Origin of the sequence: Shewanella aegiceratis, assembly GCF_019457495.1 — a bacterium.
GTDB classification, from domain to species: Bacteria; Pseudomonadota; Gammaproteobacteria; order Enterobacterales; family Shewanellaceae; genus Shewanella; species Shewanella loihica.
This window is the reverse complement of the sequence record NZ_CP080416.1, coordinates 4,193,483-4,212,605: the sequence shown is the minus strand read 5'-3', so window position 1 is coordinate 4,212,605 and position 19,123 is coordinate 4,193,483. Positions and strand designations below refer to the sequence as shown.

The 19,123-nt window shown below is 58.4% G+C and carries 15 protein-coding genes; 7 read left to right on the top strand and 8 right to left on the bottom strand.

The features are described 5' to 3' along the window. The first annotated feature begins 232 nt into the window (after positions 1-232). Both K0H80_RS18300 and acuI read left to right on the top strand, forming a co-directional pair. Positions 233-2,008, top strand: a complete 1,776-nt coding sequence (locus tag K0H80_RS18300; RefSeq protein ID WP_220072521.1) for a sigma-54-dependent Fis family transcriptional regulator — start codon at positions 233-235, stop codon at positions 2,006-2,008. 103 nt (positions 2,009-2,111) lie between these two features. Further along, entirely contained in the window at positions 2,112-3,092 is a 981-nt protein-coding gene (acuI, locus tag K0H80_RS18295; protein ID WP_220072520.1) for an acrylyl-CoA reductase (NADPH), read from the top strand. Positions 3,093-3,175: 83 nt separating this feature from the next. Here the strand turns inward: acuI and K0H80_RS18290 are convergent, their stop codons facing one another. Next, complete coding sequence (locus K0H80_RS18290; protein WP_220072519.1) at positions 3,176-4,543, bottom strand: ATP-binding protein; 1,368 nt, start codon at positions 4,541-4,543, stop codon at positions 3,176-3,178. Next, on the bottom strand, positions 4,543-5,226 hold the full coding sequence (locus tag K0H80_RS18285; protein WP_220043591.1) for a response regulator: 684 nt from the start codon (positions 5,224-5,226) through the stop codon (positions 4,543-4,545). The genes K0H80_RS18290 and K0H80_RS18285 overlap by 1 nt, the downstream gene beginning before the upstream one ends. A 235-nt stretch (positions 5,227-5,461) precedes the next feature. Between K0H80_RS18285 and K0H80_RS18280 the strand changes: the two genes are divergently transcribed. From K0H80_RS18280 to K0H80_RS18260, 5 genes are all read left to right on the top strand, one after another. Then, positions 5,462-5,944 carry a Spy/CpxP family protein refolding chaperone gene (locus K0H80_RS18280; RefSeq protein ID WP_258406133.1) on the top strand — a complete coding sequence of 161 codons (483 nt, stop codon included), beginning with the start codon at positions 5,462-5,464 and terminating at the stop codon, positions 5,942-5,944. 65 nt (positions 5,945-6,009) lie between these two features. Then, the gene (gene fieF, locus K0H80_RS18275) at positions 6,010-6,879 is read left to right on the top strand and encodes a cation efflux pump FieF (RefSeq protein ID WP_220072518.1); all 870 of its coding nucleotides are present in this window, start codon (positions 6,010-6,012) and stop codon (positions 6,877-6,879) included. A 133-nt stretch (positions 6,880-7,012) separates the two neighbouring features. Further along, on the top strand, positions 7,013-7,666 hold the full coding sequence (locus K0H80_RS18270) for a TetR/AcrR family transcriptional regulator (RefSeq protein ID WP_220072517.1): 654 nt from the start codon (positions 7,013-7,015) through the stop codon (positions 7,664-7,666). After that, on the top strand, positions 7,659-8,966 hold the full coding sequence (locus tag K0H80_RS18265) for an efflux RND transporter periplasmic adaptor subunit (RefSeq protein ID WP_220072516.1): 1,308 nt from the start codon (positions 7,659-7,661) through the stop codon (positions 8,964-8,966). Before K0H80_RS18270 ends, K0H80_RS18265 begins: the two co-directional genes overlap by 8 nt. Beyond that, positions 8,963-12,073, top strand: a complete 3,111-nt coding sequence (locus K0H80_RS18260) for an efflux RND transporter permease subunit (RefSeq protein WP_220072515.1) — start codon at positions 8,963-8,965, stop codon at positions 12,071-12,073. The genes K0H80_RS18265 and K0H80_RS18260 overlap by 4 nt, the downstream gene beginning before the upstream one ends. A gap of 70 nt (positions 12,074-12,143) precedes the next feature. Here K0H80_RS18260 and K0H80_RS18255 read toward each other — a convergent pair whose 3' ends face one another. The 6 genes from K0H80_RS18255 to K0H80_RS18230 form a co-directional block, all read right to left on the bottom strand. Beyond that, positions 12,144-13,430 (bottom strand): DUF4785 family protein, encoded by a 1,287-nt coding sequence (locus tag K0H80_RS18255; RefSeq protein WP_220072514.1) that lies wholly within the window; start codon positions 13,428-13,430, stop codon positions 12,144-12,146. A gap of 10 nt (positions 13,431-13,440) precedes the next feature. Then, positions 13,441-14,298 carry a hypothetical protein gene (locus K0H80_RS18250; RefSeq protein WP_220072513.1) on the bottom strand — a complete coding sequence of 286 codons (858 nt, stop codon included), beginning with the start codon at positions 14,296-14,298 and terminating at the stop codon, positions 13,441-13,443. Between the two features lie 422 nt (positions 14,299-14,720). Further along, positions 14,721-15,611 (bottom strand): LysR family transcriptional regulator, encoded by an 891-nt coding sequence (locus tag K0H80_RS18245; RefSeq protein ID WP_011867356.1) that lies wholly within the window; start codon positions 15,609-15,611, stop codon positions 14,721-14,723. A gap of 256 nt (positions 15,612-15,867) precedes the next feature. Beyond that, complete coding sequence (glnG, locus tag K0H80_RS18240; RefSeq protein WP_011867355.1) at positions 15,868-17,277, bottom strand: nitrogen regulation protein NR(I); 1,410 nt, start codon at positions 17,275-17,277, stop codon at positions 15,868-15,870. Positions 17,278-17,318: 41 nt separating this feature from the next. Further along, positions 17,319-18,374, bottom strand: a complete 1,056-nt coding sequence (glnL, locus tag K0H80_RS18235; RefSeq protein ID WP_220072512.1) for a nitrogen regulation protein NR(II) — start codon at positions 18,372-18,374, stop codon at positions 17,319-17,321. A 126-nt stretch (positions 18,375-18,500) separates the two neighbouring features. After that, positions 18,501-19,043 (bottom strand): DUF4124 domain-containing protein, encoded by a 543-nt coding sequence (locus tag K0H80_RS18230; protein WP_258406132.1) that lies wholly within the window; start codon positions 19,041-19,043, stop codon positions 18,501-18,503. Between the last annotated feature and the right edge of the window lie 80 nt (positions 19,044-19,123).

The following is a 19,123-nucleotide window of genomic DNA, read 5'->3' as shown; positions in this document are numbered from 1 at the left end:
TCTGTGCCCCATTTGAGTGTCACGCTTGTGTTCATTAGGGCGCAGACTCAGGTTAGCTAACGCAAAGCCTAGGCCAAACTGGCAGGAGTTGTGATGTGGCTGGAGTAACAGTATGATGAAAAACTAATTTTTGATGTCCGAATGTGCGTGGTCCAGGATGGTGTAGCACTGGCAGTTGGCATGCACTGTGACATAAGTGCGCACCTCGGGTGTGCCAAAATGGAACACTGTTATGACGATAGCTCCACAGACACAGGCTTGGTTGTCTGACTCATGGTCTCGTAGTCAGGGCGCAGGGTTAAGCGAAGCCAAGTTACCGCAAGAATTACGACTCAACGCCGACGCACTCGCCGAGCGGCATCACGCCAACAAGCAACTCATCAATCTCACCAAACAGCATGCATTGCCCCTGTTTAATCAGATGATGGCCCACAGCCAGAGCCGGCTGATCCTCTCGGATCGCGACGGCTATGTGCTCTGCCATTGGGGCGTCAGCCGCTACTCGGACAAACTGGCCAACGTCGCCCTGGATGTGGGGGTCAATTGGCGTGAGGAGCACAAGGGCACCAACGCCATAGGCACGGCCCTGACCGCCAGGCAGACGGTGGCGGTGATAGGCGAGCAGCACTTCATCCGTCACCACAGATTTATGAGCTGCACCGCCAGCCCCATCTTCTCCCCCGAGGGAGAGTTGCTCGGCGCCATCGACATCACCAGTGAGCAGCAGCGTCATACCCAGCAGACCCTGGTGCTCATCGCCAGCCTGGTGCAACAGATAGAGACGGCGCTGCTGTGTCATCTGCCCGGCAGTCACTACCGCATCGATCTCGCCGAGCAGGCGTCGCTGATCACCTCAGGCTGGCAGGGGATAGTGGTGGCCAATGTCGACGGTAAGCTCTTAGGCTGCAACGCCATGGCCAAGCGTCTGCTACACAGGCCGCGCATCGGTGACGATATCGACCGTCACCTGGGGGTGAGCTGGAACAGCGGTGAGCAGGTGTGTCAGGACCAACGCCTGCACCTCAAGACCCAGCAGCTAGTCGAAACCCGGCCCAGCCAGCTGGTGAGCCAGCAGATAGGCGTACGCTTTCGCGACTCTAAGCTAGAGCGCGCCTGGCAGCAGGCAAACAAGGTGGTGGGGCGTAACATTCCTCTGCTGATCTGCGGCGAGACTGGGGTGGGCAAGGAGCAGTTTGTGAAGAAGCTCCATGGTCAGAGTGCCCGCGCCCAGGCGGCACTGGTGGCGGTCAACTGCGCAGCACTACCTGCTGACCTGGTGGAGTCTGAACTCTTCGGCTATCAGGCCGGGGCCTTCACCGGCGCCTCTCGTCAGGGGTTCGAGGGCAAGATACGTCAGGCGGACGGCGGCTTTCTGTTTCTCGACGAGATAGGCGAGATGCCGCTAGCGACCCAGAGCCGCTTGCTTCGGGTGCTGCAGGAGCGCGAGGTGGTGCCCGTGGGCGGCAATCGCAGCTACAAGGTGGATATTCAGGTGGTGGCCGCGACCCACGCGGATCTGCGCCAGCTGGTGAGTGAGGGGGCGTTTAGGGAGGATCTCTACTATCGCCTCAACGGCCTGCAGGTGTCGCTACCGCCCCTGCGTCAACGTGCCGATATCGAGCGCATCATTCACAAGCTGCATAGGCGCTATCGTCAGGCGCCGCAGCAGCTCTGCCCTCAGCTGCTAAGACGTCTGTTGGCCCACGACTGGCCGGGTAACCTGAGGGAGCTGGATAACCTGATGCAGGTGGCCTGTCTGATGGCCGATGGCGATCCCGAACTTAAATGGCAGCATCTGCCCGACACCCTGCAGGCCCAGCTGCAGGGGCCTGAGCAGGCGGACGAGCAGATGGCGGCCTGCGAGAGCGAGCTTAGCCTGATGGTCAACGCCAATATCGTCTCAAGCTTCCACAGATTTGAGGGCAATGTCAGTCGCTGTGCCAAACACTTAGGGATCAGCCGCAATACCTTGTATCGAAAACTCAAGGCCTTGGGGCTCAAAACCTGATCTAGCTATGCGCAAGCTGCATGCAGTTCATGCAAAATGTGCAGTGTATTCATGATGGCAGATGCACTAATCTGTCAGTCCATTTTGTTGTTAAGGAGGCCCCATGTTCAAGGCACTCGTATTGACCCAACTAGATAGACAGACCCAAGCCGATGTGAAACTGCTGCCTGAGAGCGATCTGCCCGAGGGTGAGGTGCTGGTGGAGGTGAGTTACTCCTCACTCAACTATAAGGATGGCCTGGCGATCACCGGCCTTGGCAAGATCATTCGCGAGTTCCCCATGGTGCCGGGCATAGACTTCGCCGGTGTGGTGAGCGAGTCGGCCGACCCTAGGTTTCAGCCCGGTGACGAGGTGATCCTGACCGGCTGGGGCGTGGGCGAGAACCATTGGGGCGGCATGGCCGAGAAGGCGCGGGTGAAGGCCGACTGGCTGGTGCCCATGCCTAAGGGCTGTGATGGCGCCAAGGCGATGATGATAGGCACGGCCGGCCTGACCGCCATGCTATGTGTGCAGGCGCTGCAACAGGCGGGCGTCACCCCAGAGCAGGGTGACGTCTTAGTGACAGGAGCCAGCGGCGGCGTAGGCTCGGTGGCGGTGACCCTTTTGGCACAGCTTGGCTATCGCGTGGTGGCCAGTTCGGGCCGGGTCGAGGTCAACGGCGACTGGCTAAAAGCCTTGGGCGCCAGCGAGGTGATCGATCGCAGCGAGCTTGAACAGGACAGCCGTCCGCTGGAGAAACAGCGCTGGGCGGGTGTGGTCGATACCGTAGGTAACAAGGTGCTGGCCACGGCACTGGCGCAGATGCAATATGGTGGCAGCGCCGCCATCTGTGGTCTGGCGGGCGGTTTTGCCCTGCCAACGACTGTGATGCCCTTTATTTTGCGCGGCGTGAACCTCTTGGGTATCGATTCTGTGGCTTGCCCCATCGACAAGCGCGTCAAGGCCTGGCAGCAGGTGCTCGATCTCCTACCCGAAAGCTACTATCAGCAGGCCTGTCAGACCATCAGCCTGGAGCAGCTGGGCGAGTACGCCGCCAAGATAGTTAAAGGTAAGGTCACCGGCCGGGTATTGGTTAAGGTGTAGCCTTTACTCTCAGATATAGAAGTGGCCACTTGGCCACTTTTTTTTGCCTGCTCATCGGTGAGAGCAACAGAAACGTGTAGAGACTAACGCGGCAGCCTGATGGTGATCTCTAGCCCTCGGGGCATGGCGTTGCTGGCCACTATCTGGCCCTGATGAGCCTGTATCGCTGCCTTGGCGATGGCCAGTCCCAGTCCCCAGCCACCGGATTCGCGCTCTCGCGCCGATTGTGGGCGATAGAAGGGCTCGAAGATCGCCTGCAGATCCGCCTCATCCTCTATGCCCGGGCCGTCATCCTTGATGGTGAGGATCACCTGATTCGGCTCGGCAGCGGCGCTGATGCTGATCTCCCGTTCGGCGTAGCGAATGGCGTTACGCAGCAGGTTCTCAATTGCCCTTGCTAGGGGGCGCGGGTTGAGCATCAGCATCAGGCTATCGTCTATGTCGATCACCAGGGATTTCTGTTGCTGCTCTGCCTCGAACTCGGCATCGTCCAGCACCTGACCCAGAGTCTCGGCTAGCGATAGCCGATGTTTGTGCTCATGGATATCCAGCTTCACCCGTGACAGTTCGAGTAGCTCGGCGATCATCGCCTCCAGCTGCTCCGCCTCATAGCCGATGCGGTCTATCTCGGTCGAGGCCTGCCCCTTCTTGCGGGTGAGGGCGAGGGCCAGCTGCAGCCGGGTCAATGGCGTCCTGAGTTCGTGGGAGATATCGCTGATCAGTCGCTGCTGGCTGTTGACCATGGACTCGATGGCGTCGGCCATGGCGTTAAAGGACTGCGCCAACTGGCCTATCTCGTCCTTGCGCGCCGTGGTGCTGGCATCGGCCCTGTGGCTGAGATCGCCGCTGGCCACCGCCTCGGCGCTCTGTTTAAGCGCTCGCAGGGGCTTACCCAAGTGCCAGGCTAGCAGGCCACACAAGAGGCCCGAGAGCAATATCGCCAAGGTCAGCGTGAGGGCGATATTCTCGGCGAAGAAGAAGAACCAGGGTCTTGGATGCATCTCGGCGAGGCGGCCATAGAGGGTGTAGCGTTTGCCCTCTATCTCGAAGGGCATGGGGCCAAACAGCAACTCGCTCTTAAATTGGTGGCTGATGGGGTGGCCTGCCTCATCGGCCATCAGCATGAAGCGCCGGATGCCGCGGGAGACACGTTGATTGTTGATCAGCTGGCCCTGCTCGTCGGCCACATAGAAACGCACCGGCTTGTTACCCATCTCCTTGAGTCTGTGCCAGTGTTTGTCGCGCTTCACGGTCAGCAGCTCGGGGCTTTCCTGAATGCGCTCGACCACGCGTTCCAGCAGTCCCTGTAGATGGGGCGGAATAGGGGCCTGATCGTGATTCTGCTGCAGCAGCGGCAGCAGGCCAACGATGGCGATGATCAGGCTGCTACAGAGCCAGAAGCTCAGCAGCAGCTTGATAAAGATGCGGTTGGGAAGACTACTAATTTTCATCAGGTTAGCCAGATGTAGCCCTTGCCTCTGAGGGTCTTGACCCTGGGGCGGCCGTCGGCGCGCTCGGGCAGTTTCTTGCGCAGATTAGACAGGTGCATATCCAGGCTGCGATCGAAGGGCATCAGCTTCTTGCCCAGGACATTCTCGCTGAGGTTATCCTTGCTCAGCACCTCGCCGCTATGTTGGATCATATGATACAGCAGGCTAAATTCGGTGCCGGTGAGGATCAGCAGCTGATCCTGACAGACCACCTCTTGGCGGCTGGGGTCGAGCTTGATGTCGGCAAACTCCAGTATGCTGGGCTGCTGCTCGTCCATCTGATGGCTGGTGCGGCGGATGATCGCCTTGATGCGCGCCACTAGTTCGCGATCGTTGAAGGGCTTGGGCAAGTAGTCATCGGCGCCTATCTCCAGGCCAACGACTCTGTCTATCTCGTCGCCGCGGGCGGTGAGCATGAGTACCGGAGTCTGTTTCTTGGATCGCAATGCCTTGAGCACCTCGAAGCCGTTGAGCTTGGGCAGCATGACATCGAGCAGGATGAGATCGAACTGCTGTTCCAGTGCCAGAGCAAGTCCTGCCTCGCCATCGTGGGCAAGTGTGAGGTTAAACCCTTCAAGTTCAAGCAGTTGTGCTAGCAGTTCCGCTAGCCCTAGATCGTCATCGATTAACAGAATTTGGCTCATGGTACGTCTCTCTACACCTATAACAGCTTGAGTATACCCTTTTAGATGTCAATTGCAGTCTAAGAATGTAAGTCTAGGTAAAGGCGTGACGAGCAGCAGATTGTCACTCTTTGCGCAAACTTTACAGAGGTTTACCTAAGGAAAACCCTGTATTACATAGGGTGGCGTAAACTGTTAGTGTCGAAGCTCTTCCCAGAGCGAACTAACTATCCGCGATAAGCGTAAGAGGCAGATTATGAATAAGATGACCCTAAAATCAGGATTATTTGCGTTAATGACCAGCGCCGCCCTGTTGGCACCCGCTGTGTATGCGGCTGGCCCGGATGACGGCGGTTGTCGCCATGAGATGCGTGGTGATCACAAAGGTTACCACGGCGAGATGCATAAGATGTTTCGCGGCCTGGATCTCACCGATGCCCAGCGCACTCAGATGAAGGAACTGATGCAGTCGCACCGCGAGGCGATGCAGGCTAAGCGTCCATCGGACGATGTGCGTGCGGCCCACAAACAGCAGATGCTGGATATGATCACCTCAGACAGCTTCAACGAGGCCGATCTTAAGGCGATGACGGCCCAGCGCAGTGAGCAGAGAGCGCAGGCCGCGGTGGAGCGCATGAAGATGCAACGCGAAATCTATCAAATGCTTACCCCTGAGCAGCAGGCTAAATTTAAAGAGAATTTTGGCAAGCGTGGCGGACGTAAAGGAGATCGCCCATAGGGGATAACTGAGTTACAATTGGGTCATATTCTTCCCCTGCTAATTGTTAGCTGTAATATGACCCTATGACCGACACTTCCCAATACGATTTTTGGGTGAAACTGGCTAGCCGCGCCGCCGTGGCGACCGCGCTCACCCTGATAGTCATCAAGCTGGCGGCCTGGCTCTATTCAGGTTCCGCCAGCATGCTGGCTTCGCTCACCGACTCCTTCGCCGATGCCCTGGCTTCCATAGTCAACTTCATCGCCATTCGCTATGCCATAGTGCCCGCAGACCAAGACCATAGGTATGGTCACGGTAAGGCCGAGCCCCTGGCGGCCCTGGCCCAGTCGGCCTTCATCCTAGGCTCGGCGCTGCTGCTCTTGCTACATGGCAGCGACAGGCTGATCAACCCGGCGCCTATCAACCATGCCATGGTGGGCGTGGTGGTGTCGGTGATCGCCATAGTGCTGACCCTGGCCTTGGTGCTGCTGCAACGCCGCGCCCTGGCCAAGACCTCCAGCACCATAGTGGAGGCCGATGCCCTGCACTATAAGTCGGACCTGTTTCTCAACAGTGCCGTGCTGCTAGCCCTGGTCTTGTCGCAGTTTGGCTGGTGGTGGGCCGATGGCCTGTTCGCCATACTGATCGCCCTGTTTATCGGTCAGCAGGCAGTGGATCTGGGTTACCGCTCGGCGCAGTCGCTGCTGGACCGGGAGCTGGATGCCGATACCAAGCTCAAAATCGTCCAGGCGATAGAGAAAGACCCGCGCATCAATGGTTTTCATGATCTGCGTACCCGCACTTCGGGCAAGACCACCTTCGTGCAGTGCCACCTGGAGCTTGACGGCAGACTGCCACTGGTGGAGGCCCATGCCATTGCCGATGCCGCCGAGGCAAGGGTGAGAAGCCTGTTCGAGCACGTTGAAGTGCTGATCCACCAAGACCCCATCTAAGCTGCCCCAGGCGGCGAGACCAAGCCAGGTTTCGTCGCCGAAAATTCTACACAACCCCGATTTTAGGGGAATTATTTCCCTGCCAATTCAAATCCAGTTCTTCTAGTATTAATTCCTCTATTGAGGAATTTTTATGGCAGAAGCTAAAAGTCGTGTCGGCCGTCCCAGTGGCGACACCCAAAATCGCGATAAGCTGATCCTGGCGGCGAGAAATCTGTTTATCGAACGTCCCTATGCTCAGGTGTCGATCCGCGAGATCGCCAGCCTGGCGGGCACAGACCCCGGCCTGATCCGTTACTACTTCGGCTCCAAGGAGAAGTTGTTCTCGACCATGATCCATGAGACGGCGATGCCCGTGTTGGCTCAGCTGCATAAGGCGAGAAGAGAGACGCGCCAGGAGAGCCCGGCGGCCTTGCTACAGACCTACTACAGCGTCATGAGCAAGCATCCGCACTTTCCCAGACTCATGCTGCGCATCGCCGGACTGGATCAGAGCCTGCCGGAAAACGCCGAGGTGACCAAGGCCTTCTATGAGGTGGTTAACTTCGAGAATATCGCCATATTTCAACGATTAAAGGAGAAGGGCCTGCTGAAGGACGATGTGGACGCCCACTGCGCTCAGCTGAGCTTCTTCGCCATGATGGTGTTTCCCTTTATCGTGCCGGAAAACTTACTCGAAAGGGTCGGCATAGAACTTACGCCGGACTTTCTACAACTGCTTGCCGAGCAAAATACCCGTCTACTGCAGCGTGGTCTGATGGACGTGAAGGATGAGAGAGATGAATAACAAGAAACGCTATCTATTAGTCGGTGTGGGCGTCGGCGTGCTGGCCATAGTGCTGGCGGCGCTGCTAAAACCTTCGCCCTCACTCGTGGCCGGATACGATAAGGCCAGGGCGGTCGAGGTGATGCCGCTGGCTCAGCAGCCCATAGCACCCAGAGTCATCGGCTTCGGCCGGGTCGAGCCCAAGCATGTGTGGCAGGCGGTGGCCGAGGTAGGCGGCAAGGTGTTGTACCGCCATCCCCAACTGGAAACCGGCCGCATGCTGCCAAAGGGCACACTGGTGCTCGAGATAGATCCGCTGGAATACCAGCTCAAGGTCGCCCAGGCCCAGGCCAGCATGCATGCCACCCAGGCGCAGCTGACCCGTCTGGATCAACAGGAGAAAAACCTCAATACCAGCCTGAAGATCGAGGAGCAGAAGCTGGTGCTGGCCGAGCAGGAGTATCAACGTAAGCTGACCCTGAAGAAGCGCAACCTGGTATCGAGTTCGGAGCTGGAGAACCAGAAGCAGTCGCTGCTTGCCCAGACCAAGCTGGTGGAGGATCTACAGAGTTCCCTCAAGCTGCTCCCCGACGATCGCAAGGTGAGCGAGGCGCAGCTGAGCGTCGACAAGGCCTCCTTGCAGGACGCCGAGCGCCGCCTTAATCAGACCAAGGTGGTGCTGCCCTTCGATGCGCGGGTGTCGGACATCAATATCGAGCAAGATCAGGTGGTGGCTGCCGGCGCCGTGATGCTGGTGGCCCACAGGCTAGGCACAGCCGAGATCAAGGCGGAGTTATCCTTGCAGGATATGCGCGCCCTGGTCAGCAGCCTGGTACAGGCATCACAGCCCAGAAGCATGCCCTCTATCGACGAATTTGAGTTGCAGGCGGAGGTGAGTTTTCAGGCGGGCAATCATAGCTTTAGCTGGCCGGCGCGGGTGACCCGGGTCGCCGAGACGGTCAACCCCAACCAGGCCACCATAGGCGTTTATCTGGAGGTGGAGCAGGACTTCAGCCAGATGGATCTGCTGCTACGTCCGCCGCTGACCAAGGGGATGTTTGTCAGCGCGGTGATCAGCGGTAAGCCCAGGGAACATTTCGTGATCCCCGAGCGGGCACTGCGGGGCAATCAGATCTACCTGATGGATGCTGAGCAGAAGCTGGTGATCAAGCCGGTCGAGGTGCTGTTCCGCCACGAGCAGCAGGTGGCCGTCAAGGGCGAGCTGAAGGCGGGTGATGCCCTGGTGCTCAACGACCTGATCCCGGCCATTCCCGGTATGTCGCTCAAGCCCGTCACCAATGAGGGAGGGGCGCCGCTGTGATCGCCTACATCACAAGACATCCTACCCTGGCAAACCTCTTGATGTTGGCCTTCCTGCTGCTGGGTCTGCTCAACATGAGCAGTATCAAGCGCGAGACCTTTCCCGAGTTTGCCCCGCCCTATGTGATGGCGACCGTGGTCTACCCGGGCGCCTCGCCGGTCGAGGTGGAGGAGAGCATCTGCCTGCGGATGGAGGATGCCGTCGATGGCCTGGCCAACATCGAAGAGGTCAAGTGTGACGCCCAGGAGGGGATAGCCTCAATGCGTCTCAAGCTGGAGCCCAAGGCCGATCTGGGTCGCATGCTGGTGGATGTGCAGACCCAGATCAACGCGATTCAGAACTTCCCGGCGCAGATCGAATCGCCCATCGTCAAGGAGCTGGATTGGGCGGAGCCCGTGGTGGATATCGCTATCGTCGCCGACACCAGCTGGCCACACCTGAAGAGCTATGCCGAGGATGTGAAGCGTCGTCTCAAGATAGACGCCGGGGTGAGCCTGGTTTCCATCGCGGGCTTCTCGGACCATCAGCTGCGTATCGAGCTCAATCAGGCGGATATGCGCAGGCTGGGGCTGACCGCCGCCGAGATTGCCGACAAGGTCGGCCGCCAGAACGTAAAGATGCCGGCGGGGAATATCGAGCTCAAGGATAAGAATATCCTGCTGAGGTTCGATGAGCGCAAGGTCACCCCGGCTTCACTGGCGGAGATCATCGTCGCCTCTAATCCCGATGGTAGCGTGGTGCGTCTTGGCAATATCGCCACCATCAGCGACAGGTTCGAGCTGGATGAGGAACATATTCAGTTCAACGGCAGCAACGCGGCGCTGATCAAGGTGCAGAAGAACAAGGCCGACGACGCGCTGCGGATCAAGGCCAAGGTGAGCGAGTTTATCGAACTGGAGCAGGCCCGCGCGCCGGACGGTGTGCGCCTGACCATGACCAACGATCTCTCCTCCGTGCTGCAAGACAGGCTGAAGATGATGATCACCAACGGCTGGCAGGGGATCATCCTGGTATTCCTCAGCATGTGGCTGTTTTTCTCCCTGCGTTACTCCTTCTGGGTGTCGGCCGGCCTGCCGGTCGCCTTCCTCGGCGGACTCTATCTGATGAGCCTGTTTGGCGTGTCTATTAACCTCATGAGTCTGGTGGGGCTTTTGATGGCGATCGGTATCATGATGGATGACGCCATAGTGATCGCCGAGTCGATCGCCTCCCACATAGACAGAGGCATGGCGCCCCATGAGGCCGTGGTGAAGGGAGTGCAGAAGGTCGCCCCGGGTGTGGTCTCCTCCTTCCTGACCACTGTGCTGATCTTCAGCGCGCTGCTGGGGCTGGATGGCCAGATGGGGGCGGTACTGTCGGCCATTCCGACCGTGCTGATCATGGTGCTGACCATCAGCCTGTTCGAGGCTTTCTTGATCTTGCCCAATCACCTGAATCACTCACTGGCACACGCCAAGGCGGAGACCAAGCCCAATCGTATCGGCGAGCTCAAGGCTAAGTTTCTCACCCGCTTCGAGGCGTTTCGTAACGATCACTTAGTCAGGCTGGTGACCTTCATGGTGCGCTGGCGCTATGTCAGCGTCGGCGCCACCATAGGCCTGCTGCTTGTCTCAGTCTCTTTGGTGGTGGGCGGCGCGCTCAAGTTTGTGCCTTTCCCCGATCTGGATGGCGATATCGCCGAGGCGCGAATCATACTGCCGCCGGGCAGTTCCCTGAGTCAGACCCAGAAGGTGGTCGAGACACTGATCGCCAGCGCTAAGCGTGTGGGCGATAGATACACCCATGAGGTGGAGGATGAACATGAGCTGATCCGCGACATCACGGCGCAGTATAACTTTAACGCCGATGCCGGTGAGAGCGGCCCCCATGTGGCGACCGTCAGGCTGGATCTCTTGTCGGCAGAGACCCGTAATACCCTGATCGAGGAGTTTATCCGCGACTGGCGCCTGGAGACGGGGGAGCTGGCGATGCCGCTATCTTTGGTGTTCAAGCAGCCCACCATGGGGCCGGCGGGGCGAGATATCGAGATCCGCCTGCAGGGCGACGATCTGGATATGCTGAAACAGGCGTCCGTGTCGCTGCAGAGCTATCTGGGGCAGTTTGATGGCATCAGCGGCATACTCGACGACATGCGTCCGGGCAAGGAGGAGATCAAGGTGAGCCTGCGTCCCGGCGCCGAGAGCTTCGGCATCGACGGCCAACTGGTGGCGGCCCAGCTGCGCAGCGCCTACTTCGGTCAGCTGGCCGACGAGGTGCAGGTGGGGCCGGAAAATATCGAGATCGAGGTGCGGCTCAACAAGCTGCAGGCGGGGGATCTACAGGCCCTGGCCAACTTCCCCATCATGCTGAGTGATGGCAGCCAGCTGCCGCTCTCCTCCATCGCCCTGCTGCAGGATCAGCGCTCCTATGTGCGTATCCAGCGCATCAATGGCCTGCGCAGCGTGACCGTGATGGCCGATGTGGACAATCAGCGCGCCAATGCCAACGAGACCATAGCCGCGATAAAGCGCGAGTGGCTGGCTCAGGTGCAGCAGAGCTATCCTCAGTTGAGAGTGGATTTTGAGGGCTCGGCCAAGGAGACGGCCAAGACCGGCAGCTCCATGGGCAAAGGCTTCCTCATCGGCCTGTTTGGCCTGTTCGCCATCCTGAGTTTTCAGTTCAGGAGCTATCTGGAACCCGCCGTGGTGATGCTGGCGATCCCGCTGGCGCTGATCGGCGTGCTCTGGGGCCATCTGCTGCTGGGCTATAACCTCTCCATGCCCTCTATCATGGGCTTCATCTCGCTGGCGGGAATCGTAGTGAACGACTCCATCTTGTTGGTGCAGTACATACGCCACCATGTGGATGAGGGAGATAGCGTGCATCAGGCGGTGGTGAGTGCCAGTCGCGAGCGTTTCAGGGCGGTGTTTCTCACCTCGCTGACCACGGCGGCGGGCCTATTGCCCCTGCTGCTGGAAACCAGCCTGCAGGCCCAGGTGGTGCAGCCATTGGTGGTGTCGATCGTCTTCGGTATCTTCGCCTCCACCCTGCTGGTGCTGTTTATCATCCCTTGTGCCTACGCCATCCTGGCCGACTTTGATAAGGTGAAGCCCCATACCGAGCTGTAAGACGTTAAATAGAAAATAAAAAAGCGCCCGCTATGTGACCATAGCGGGCGCTTTCGCTTTTAGCATGTAGCTAGAGTGAGGCGGCCTCGCCCAGGTAACTCAGACGCGCCATCTGGCTCTGATCTTTGAGCTCCAGCGCCTTGATGGCGTAGGGAGCGCCCAGACCCGAGGCCTTGAGCTGCTCGGCGTCGAAGCTCAGGCTCATCTGGCCATCGGCGTCCAGCCACTGAGCCGTCTCGGCCCGCAGGATATTGGCCTGCTTACCCTGAGCATCGGTACCCACCAACACGGCTGACACCTGATAGCGTCCAGGGTTGGCCACTTGCAGCTCGAACATCGCCTGGGTCGGCTTGTTATCCTGCCAGTAGATGCTGGCCTGATCCTTTAGTTTGGCCGCAGGCACATATTGCTTGAAGGCGGTCTTGACGGTGCGGATCAGCGGTAGGCCGTTGACCCGGGTCTCGACGTCGACCTGGATCTCGCTCAGGCCCAGGTTGCTGCTGGGCATCGCCAGCTCATCCGGTAGCTGAGCCTGCCAGTTATCGCCCTGCTTAACCACGGCGAGCCTGTGGTAGCGACCATCGCTCTGCTTGAGCGTCGCGGTCGGACTAAGAGCCATGTCGCTGTTGCTCAGCTTAAGATCGAACGCCAGCTTAGGTGCCTGACTGCTCAGACGGTTGGGCGCCGACAGGGCCAGCTGATAGGGGCTGCCCTTCTCCTTGACGTTAACCAGATAGCTGTCGTTGGCCCCAAGGGGCTGGACCACCTGTAGCTGATACACGCCGGGCGTCGCCTGCTTGGAGAGCCTCAGGGCGCTGGAGTCATCGACTATGCCAGCCGTCGCCATCGCCTGTGGGTCGCTCATGGATTGGATCATAGAGGCCGACTTATCCACGCTCTGTTTGTCGACCTTGTAGAGGCGCAGCTGATCCGGCGAGATAGCCGGGCTGTGTTGCAGGGCCCCCGAGCTGGCATCGCCACGCGGCGCCACCCGGATCACACTATCGTTCTGGCTGACCGCCAGCATGATCCCCTTGTTCAGCTCGGCGCCCGACACGGTACGCCAATACTGATCGCTGCTGCTCTGATCAAGCTGGCTTGGGGCTTGGATCTGGACCGTGGCGCCCATGGGCGCGCTAAAACTCACGCCGCCGCGATTACCGTTGACCGCTGGCAGCTCAGTGGTGGCCAGGGTATCTATGGTGAGATCCCCTGAGGTGGGCGCCAGCAGGGTCACCTGAGTGACTGTCACTGCGCTGGCCTGCGGGGTATTTTCTGCCTGAGGTTCGTCGTTTTGACAGGCGCTCAGCAGGGCGGACAGGGCGAACACACTCGCCATTTTAATTGATGGTTTCATCTTATGGCTCCTAGATATGGTCGCGGATCAGGGTGTCGAGGTTGAAGCAGGCGCGGCGGCTCTGCTGATGGCTCAGCGGCTCCTGGCCGGCGGTGCGCTGAATGTCTTTGAACCAGACAGTGCCCGCAGCCGATTGCGACTGACACTCCAGGAAACCGTCCGAGCAGTCGTCGAGCCAGTTTTGTGTGGTCTCAAGTGCCACCTGATACTGATAGCCGGCGCAGTAGCTGTCGCCGTCCCAGAAGGCGGAGTCGACATCTGAGCCCACCACGACCTCGAAGGGCGAGGGCAGCGCAGGGCGACCCGAGGTGCCATAGAGCCAGCTGTTGTTATAGCTGCTCATCCAGCTCACCTGCTGCTGTTTCACCGCATCGCTGCCATAGCCCAGCAGCCAACCCAATGAGGTCTCGAACACGTTACCCTGGGTGACGGCATCGGCCAGTGGCGTGCCGCCGCTGGATGGTGCCAGGGCGATCACCTTGGAGGTGGCGTTGATGATCTTGGGATAGCGACTGTCCCAGGTGGGGTTGGAGAGGATCCAGCGCACCACGTTGCCGCCGTTGGAGTGGGTCAGCAGGGTGAGATCGTTAATGTTTTTACTCTCGATAAACTGGGTGAGTTGCCCGGCCAGACAGCCAGCGGCGGCGTCATCCCACATGTATTGGTCGAAATCGCAGTTGATCACCAGGTAGTTATCGGGCGAGGCAGCCCCCTGGCGGACGGAGTCGACAAATTCCCGTGTCCAATAGTCCGACAGCGCATCTGTCTGATGCCCGGTACCATGGATAAACACGAGTCCGGAGGCGGCATAAGTCAATGGGCTGACAGCAAACAGACCCAGCATCATGAGCTTTTTATAGATCTTCATTGGCTTATTTCTCTTATTTGATGTTGTTTTAGGTTTTGTTATCTGGTTTCAAATACCAGATTTAGTTACTCAGGGTTTTAAATATTCAGATACAGAGGTCAGACGTCGGACGTCAGACCTCTTAAGGGAAACTAACGGCAGGAAAGTGAGGCGGCAAGGCTTTTTAACGGTACTTTAGTACCAGTTAAACTAAGTTTAGGTGGTTGATTGTTTTAAACAAAAAGGCGTGCACCTATTTATGTTGTGTCAGCGGCCATGGCCCGCGTTTGAATAACGCGCGAAAAAAATTGCACCTTTGTTGTGCAAGCGGGCGCCGTCAGACTCATCACCAGTGATTTTATCTGTCGGCGACCCGCTTCTCAGTTTTAGATAACTGCTTACCTAGTTTTTCTGGCTGAAAATCCGGTAGATTTTGACCGCTATCAAGGGTGCAGATGGGCCTGCTCGCTGAGATCCAAGAGCGCCTGGGCCGCCGGTGTCAGGGGTAGGTCTTTGCGCCAGATCAGCGCCAGATCCCAGGTGAGATTGGGGCGAATAGGCTTGAACACCAGCTCGCTGCCCTGCAACTTGTGGCAGATAGGCTCTGGCAGGATGGCGACCCCCATCTGGGCCTCCACCATGGTTGCCAGAAAGTCCCACTGGCCACTGCGAAAGGCGATGTTGAGCTGCACGCCAGCCTTGTGACTCAGCCGGGTGATCAGCTTGGCCAGGGAGAAGTCCTCGTTGTAGAGGATGAAGGGGTAGGCCTCGAAGTCCTGCCAGGTCACCGCTTCCTGTTGGGCGAGGGCATGGTCCTTGGGCAGGCAGGCCAGCAGCGGATAGCGGGTGAGGGCGCGGTTGGCCAGCTCGATATCATGGGTGGTAGGCAGGGCGGTGAAGGCGATATCCAGGCTGTTATTGAGCAGTGCCTGCTCGCAGCCGAAGCCGCCATATTCGTACATCTGCAGCTCTATGCCCGGGTATTGCTGGCGAAAGGCGGTGAGCAGGTCGATGATCAGGCTGCTCATCATGGGGCAGACACCAAGGCGCAGGTGTCCAGACTTGAGGCCGCTCAGGTTAGTAAGATCTTCCTGCAGCCTGTGCCACTGGCCCAAGATCTCCCGGGCGCTGTTTTCCAGCAGTATGCCGGCCTGGGTCAGCTCTATCTTCTGATTATTCCTGTGCAGCAGCTGCTGGCCGAGATTTTCTTCCAGTCGCTGGATGATCTTGCTCAGGGTTGGTTGGGTGATAAAAGACTTTTCCGCCGCCCGGGTAAAATTTCCCGTTTCAACCAGGGTGAGAAAATAATGTAAGGTTTTGATTGGTATGTTCATTCTTATTTGGCATTCACGGGATACTATTTATTCATTTTACTAATAGTCGCCTTAAGATTACTTTGATCCAGTTGGCAAAATGAGGGCAAGGTTAATGAAAGCGAATCAAAGTTTATGGGTAGGGGCTTTATGGCAGGCGGCAATGCCACGTGAAGTCATCGAATCCGAGTGTCAGTCTGAGAGTGTTGTTGCTAGCGCAAACAATGCGCCTGCGGAAGAGGCGCCAAAGCACCCAGCCTAGGCTGGGTGCTTTCACTCAATCCATCTCGAGTTCTTTCAGCTTACGCGTCAGGGTGTTACGACCCCAGCCCAGGCGCTTAGCTGCTTCCTGTTTGTGTCCCTTAGTGTGTTTCAGCGCCGTCTCTAGCAATATCTTTTCAAACGCAGGCTGTATCTGGGTCAGCAGATCGCTCTCGCCTTCGCTCAGACGTTGATCTATCCACTGGGTCAGGGCCTCCTGCCAGCCACCGCTGCCCGCCTGGGGTGAACTATCGTGGCTGTTGCTGGGTGTCAGTAGCTCGGGGGGCAGATCCTGAGGCAAGATCTCCTGGCCCGAGGCCATCACCATCAGCCAGCGACAGGTGTTTTCCAGCTGACGCACGTTACCGGGCCAGGGCAGACTAGCCAGGGTGTCGGCGGTCGCCTTGGTGAGTATCTTAGGTTCGACGCTGATCTCCTTGGCGGCGGTGGCCAGGAAGTGGCGTGCCAGCTGAGGAATATCCTCCCGGCGCTGTGACAACGGCGGCAGGTGCACCCGGATCACGTTGAGGCGGTGGAAGAGGTCCTCACGAAAATCCCCCTTGGCTACCAGGGACTCCAGGTTCTGGTGGGTCGCGGCTATGATGCGCACATCCACCTGCACTGGCGAGTGACCACCGATACGATAGAACTGACCATCTGCCAATACCCGCAGCAGGCGGGTCTGCACGTCCAGCGGCATGTCGCCGATCTCATCGAGAAACAATGTGCCGCCATCGGCCTGCTCGAAGCGGCCCTGACGCACGTTGGCGGCGCCGGTGAAGGCGCCCTTCTCGTGGCCAAACAGCTCAGATTCAATCAGCTCCTTGGGGATCGCCGCCATGTTGAGGGCGATGAAGGGCTTGTCCTTGCGTGGGCTGTGTTTATGCAAGGCGCCGGCGACCAGCTCCTTACCCGTGCCCGACTGGCCGTTGATCAACACGCTGATGGAGGAGCGTGACAGGCGGCCGATGGCGCGAAACACCTCCTGCATGGCCGGTGCCTCGCCGATGATCTCCGGCGCCTTGACCTCGGGCTGGCTAATGACCTTGGGTGACTGCTCCTTGGCATGGCTCAGGGCGCGCTCCACCAGGCCGATCGCCTCGTCGATATCGAATGGCTTGGGCAGATACTCGAAGGCCCCCGCCTGATAGGCGCTGACGGCGCTGTCGAGGTCGGAATGGGCCGTCATGATGATCACCGGAATATGGGGATAGTGCAGCTGCAGGCGATCCAGCAGGGTCAGGCCGTCGGTACCCGGCATGCGGATATCCGAGATGATCACCTGGGGTTGAGTCTGTTCCAATGCCTGCCACAGGGATTCGGCGGCGGCGAAGCTGGCGCAGCTTATCTTGGCGCCCTTGAGCGCCCGTTCGACCACCCAACGTATCGAACTATCATCATCGAGAACCCAAACTTTTTCTGTCATACACCTACTCTCTTAAGTTGAATGCTCTAAGGTCACCTGTGCTAGCTCTTGAGCGGCAGCAGTATGGTAAATTCTGTCTTGCCCGGCACGGAGGCGCAGTCGATGCGTCCGCCGTGGAGCCTGGCAAAGTTATGGGCGATGGAGAGCCCAAGTCCGGATCCCTGCTCTCTGCCCGTGACCATAGGGTAGAAGAGGGTATCCATCAGCTCGGGTGGGATCCCCGGGCCATCGTCTATGATGGAGAGCGCCAGCACCAGCTTGTGGCGTGTGGTGCCTATGGTGACCTGGTGCTGGGTGCGGGTCTTGATGCGGATCTCGCCGCCGTCTTCCACCGATTCCAGTGCCTGGATGGCGTTCTGCACTATGTTGAGTACCGCTTGTTGTAGCTGCTCTTGATCCATCTCGATATCCGGGATCGAGGGGTCATAGTCCTGGATCAGGTGGATATTGCCCGGCAGGGTGACGCTTACCAGCTTGAGCACCTTCTGGATCACCGCATGGATGTTGTGCAGGCTGTGCTCGGTGGGCTTCTGCGGGCCCAGCAGTCGGTCCACCAAGTTTCGCAGCCGGTCGGCCTGCTCTATGATGAGGTCGGTAAACTCACGCTGGTCGGCGTCTTCCAGCTCGCGGGACAGCAGCTGGGCCGCACCTCGTAGGCCGCCCAGAGGGTTCTTGATCTCATGGGCCAGGTTACGTACCAGGTACTGGGCCGCCTGCTGCTGGGCATCCAGGGTCAGCTGCTGATGTATCCGCCTTTGCTGATCCACCTGGCGCAGCTCCAGCACTCCCTGCTCGGGCTGATCCGGCTGGACTTCCAGCGGGGTGAGTGTCATGTCGACCGTGTGACCCTGACCGTCCAGGGTCACCAGGTTGGCGGTGTTGACCGTCAGGCCTTGGTGTTCGCGAATGGCGGTGCGCAGCAGTTGATGATCTATGCTCAGCAGCTGGCAGCAGTCTAACAGGTTGTGTTCCGTGAGGCGGTGACTGCCTAACCCAAGCAGTTGCTCGGCCGCGCTATTGGCATAGCACAGCTTGAGATCATCTGAGATGACGAGCACGGCCGTCACCAGATGATTGAGCAGAGGGTCTGTGTTCATTTACGACTCCCGGGAAGTAGGTTGCACCATAATGGTGCACCAATTTGGTGCACGCTGCAAGCTATCTTCACCGGGATTGTTTTGGGATGTGATTTTCTAAGTTATTAAAAATTAAGATATAAATTTTTAACCGCCCCCGAGAGGGGTCGCCCTAGGAATCGCATTTATGGTCGCCCGGTGAAGAAATACGGTTCTAGGGGGGGTCGATGCAAGTTGTTTGCCGTTTTGTGCCAAGGCCTTGATTTCAAACTTGTGCTCGCCGCGATCCACATTCTCCAGCGTAAATACCGGGCTCGCCTGAGGCGTGCTGACCACCTTGCCATCCATCAGGAGTACCAGCACATGACCGGCGGCGAGATCTGGGGTGATGGAGCCGATCACTGTGATATTGCCGTTATTGTCCCTTAAGGTCTCCTCTTCGCTGGGGCTGGAGATGGTCAGCTTGTAGAGCTCCTTGGGCTCCTCCTTGGCGGGGGTTAGCGGCTCGCGTACCACAGGGGGCGGCAGCTTGATCTGGTTTTCGGTATTTTCCTTAAACTCGACCTGGGTGGAGTTTTCTACCGGGGTATCCGAGTAGTGAACCTTGCCATCCTTGTCGACCCATTTATAGATGGCTGCCTGAGCCCCAAGGGTCATTAACAGCAGGGTAAACAGCAATATCGGGCGCATAAGCATTCCTTTTATACCTTGTCTTTGCTACAGATTAGTCGCTTTCGCGGTAAAAAGCATCAGGGCTAGGGTCTGTTGAC

Bases quoted from the DNA above. Each gene is read 5' to 3' on its own strand.
- K0H80_RS18300 (WP_220072521.1), top strand. From the start codon at position 233: ATGACGATAGCTCCACAGACACAGGCTTGGTTGTCTGACTCATGGTCT.
- acuI (WP_220072520.1), top strand. From the start codon at position 2,112: ATGTTCAAGGCACTCGTATTGACCCAACTAGATAGACAGACCCAAGCC.
- K0H80_RS18290 (WP_220072519.1), bottom strand. From the start codon at position 4,543: ATGAAAATTAGTAGTCTTCCCAACCGCATCTTTATCAAGCTGCTGCTG.
- K0H80_RS18285 (WP_220043591.1), bottom strand. From the start codon at position 5,226: ATGAGCCAAATTCTGTTAATCGATGACGATCTAGGGCTAGCGGAACTG.
- K0H80_RS18280 (WP_258406133.1), top strand. From the start codon at position 5,462: ATGAATAAGATGACCCTAAAATCAGGATTATTTGCGTTAATGACCAGC.
- fieF (WP_220072518.1), top strand. From the start codon at position 6,010: ATGACCGACACTTCCCAATACGATTTTTGGGTGAAACTGGCTAGCCGC.
- K0H80_RS18270 (WP_220072517.1), top strand. From the start codon at position 7,013: ATGGCAGAAGCTAAAAGTCGTGTCGGCCGTCCCAGTGGCGACACCCAA.
- K0H80_RS18265 (WP_220072516.1), top strand. From the start codon at position 7,659: ATGAATAACAAGAAACGCTATCTATTAGTCGGTGTGGGCGTCGGCGTG.
- K0H80_RS18255 (WP_220072514.1), bottom strand. From the start codon at position 13,430: ATGAAACCATCAATTAAAATGGCGAGTGTGTTCGCCCTGTCCGCCCTG.
- K0H80_RS18250 (WP_220072513.1), bottom strand. From the start codon at position 14,298: ATGAAGATCTATAAAAAGCTCATGATGCTGGGTCTGTTTGCTGTCAGC.
- K0H80_RS18245 (WP_011867356.1), bottom strand. From the start codon at position 15,611: ATGAACATACCAATCAAAACCTTACATTATTTTCTCACCCTGGTTGAA.
- glnG (WP_011867355.1), bottom strand. From the start codon at position 17,277: ATGACAGAAAAAGTTTGGGTTCTCGATGATGATAGTTCGATACGTTGG.
- glnL (WP_220072512.1), bottom strand. From the start codon at position 18,374: ATGAACACAGACCCTCTGCTCAATCATCTGGTGACGGCCGTGCTCGTC.
- K0H80_RS18230 (WP_258406132.1), bottom strand. From the start codon at position 19,043: ATGCGCCCGATATTGCTGTTTACCCTGCTGTTAATGACCCTTGGGGCT.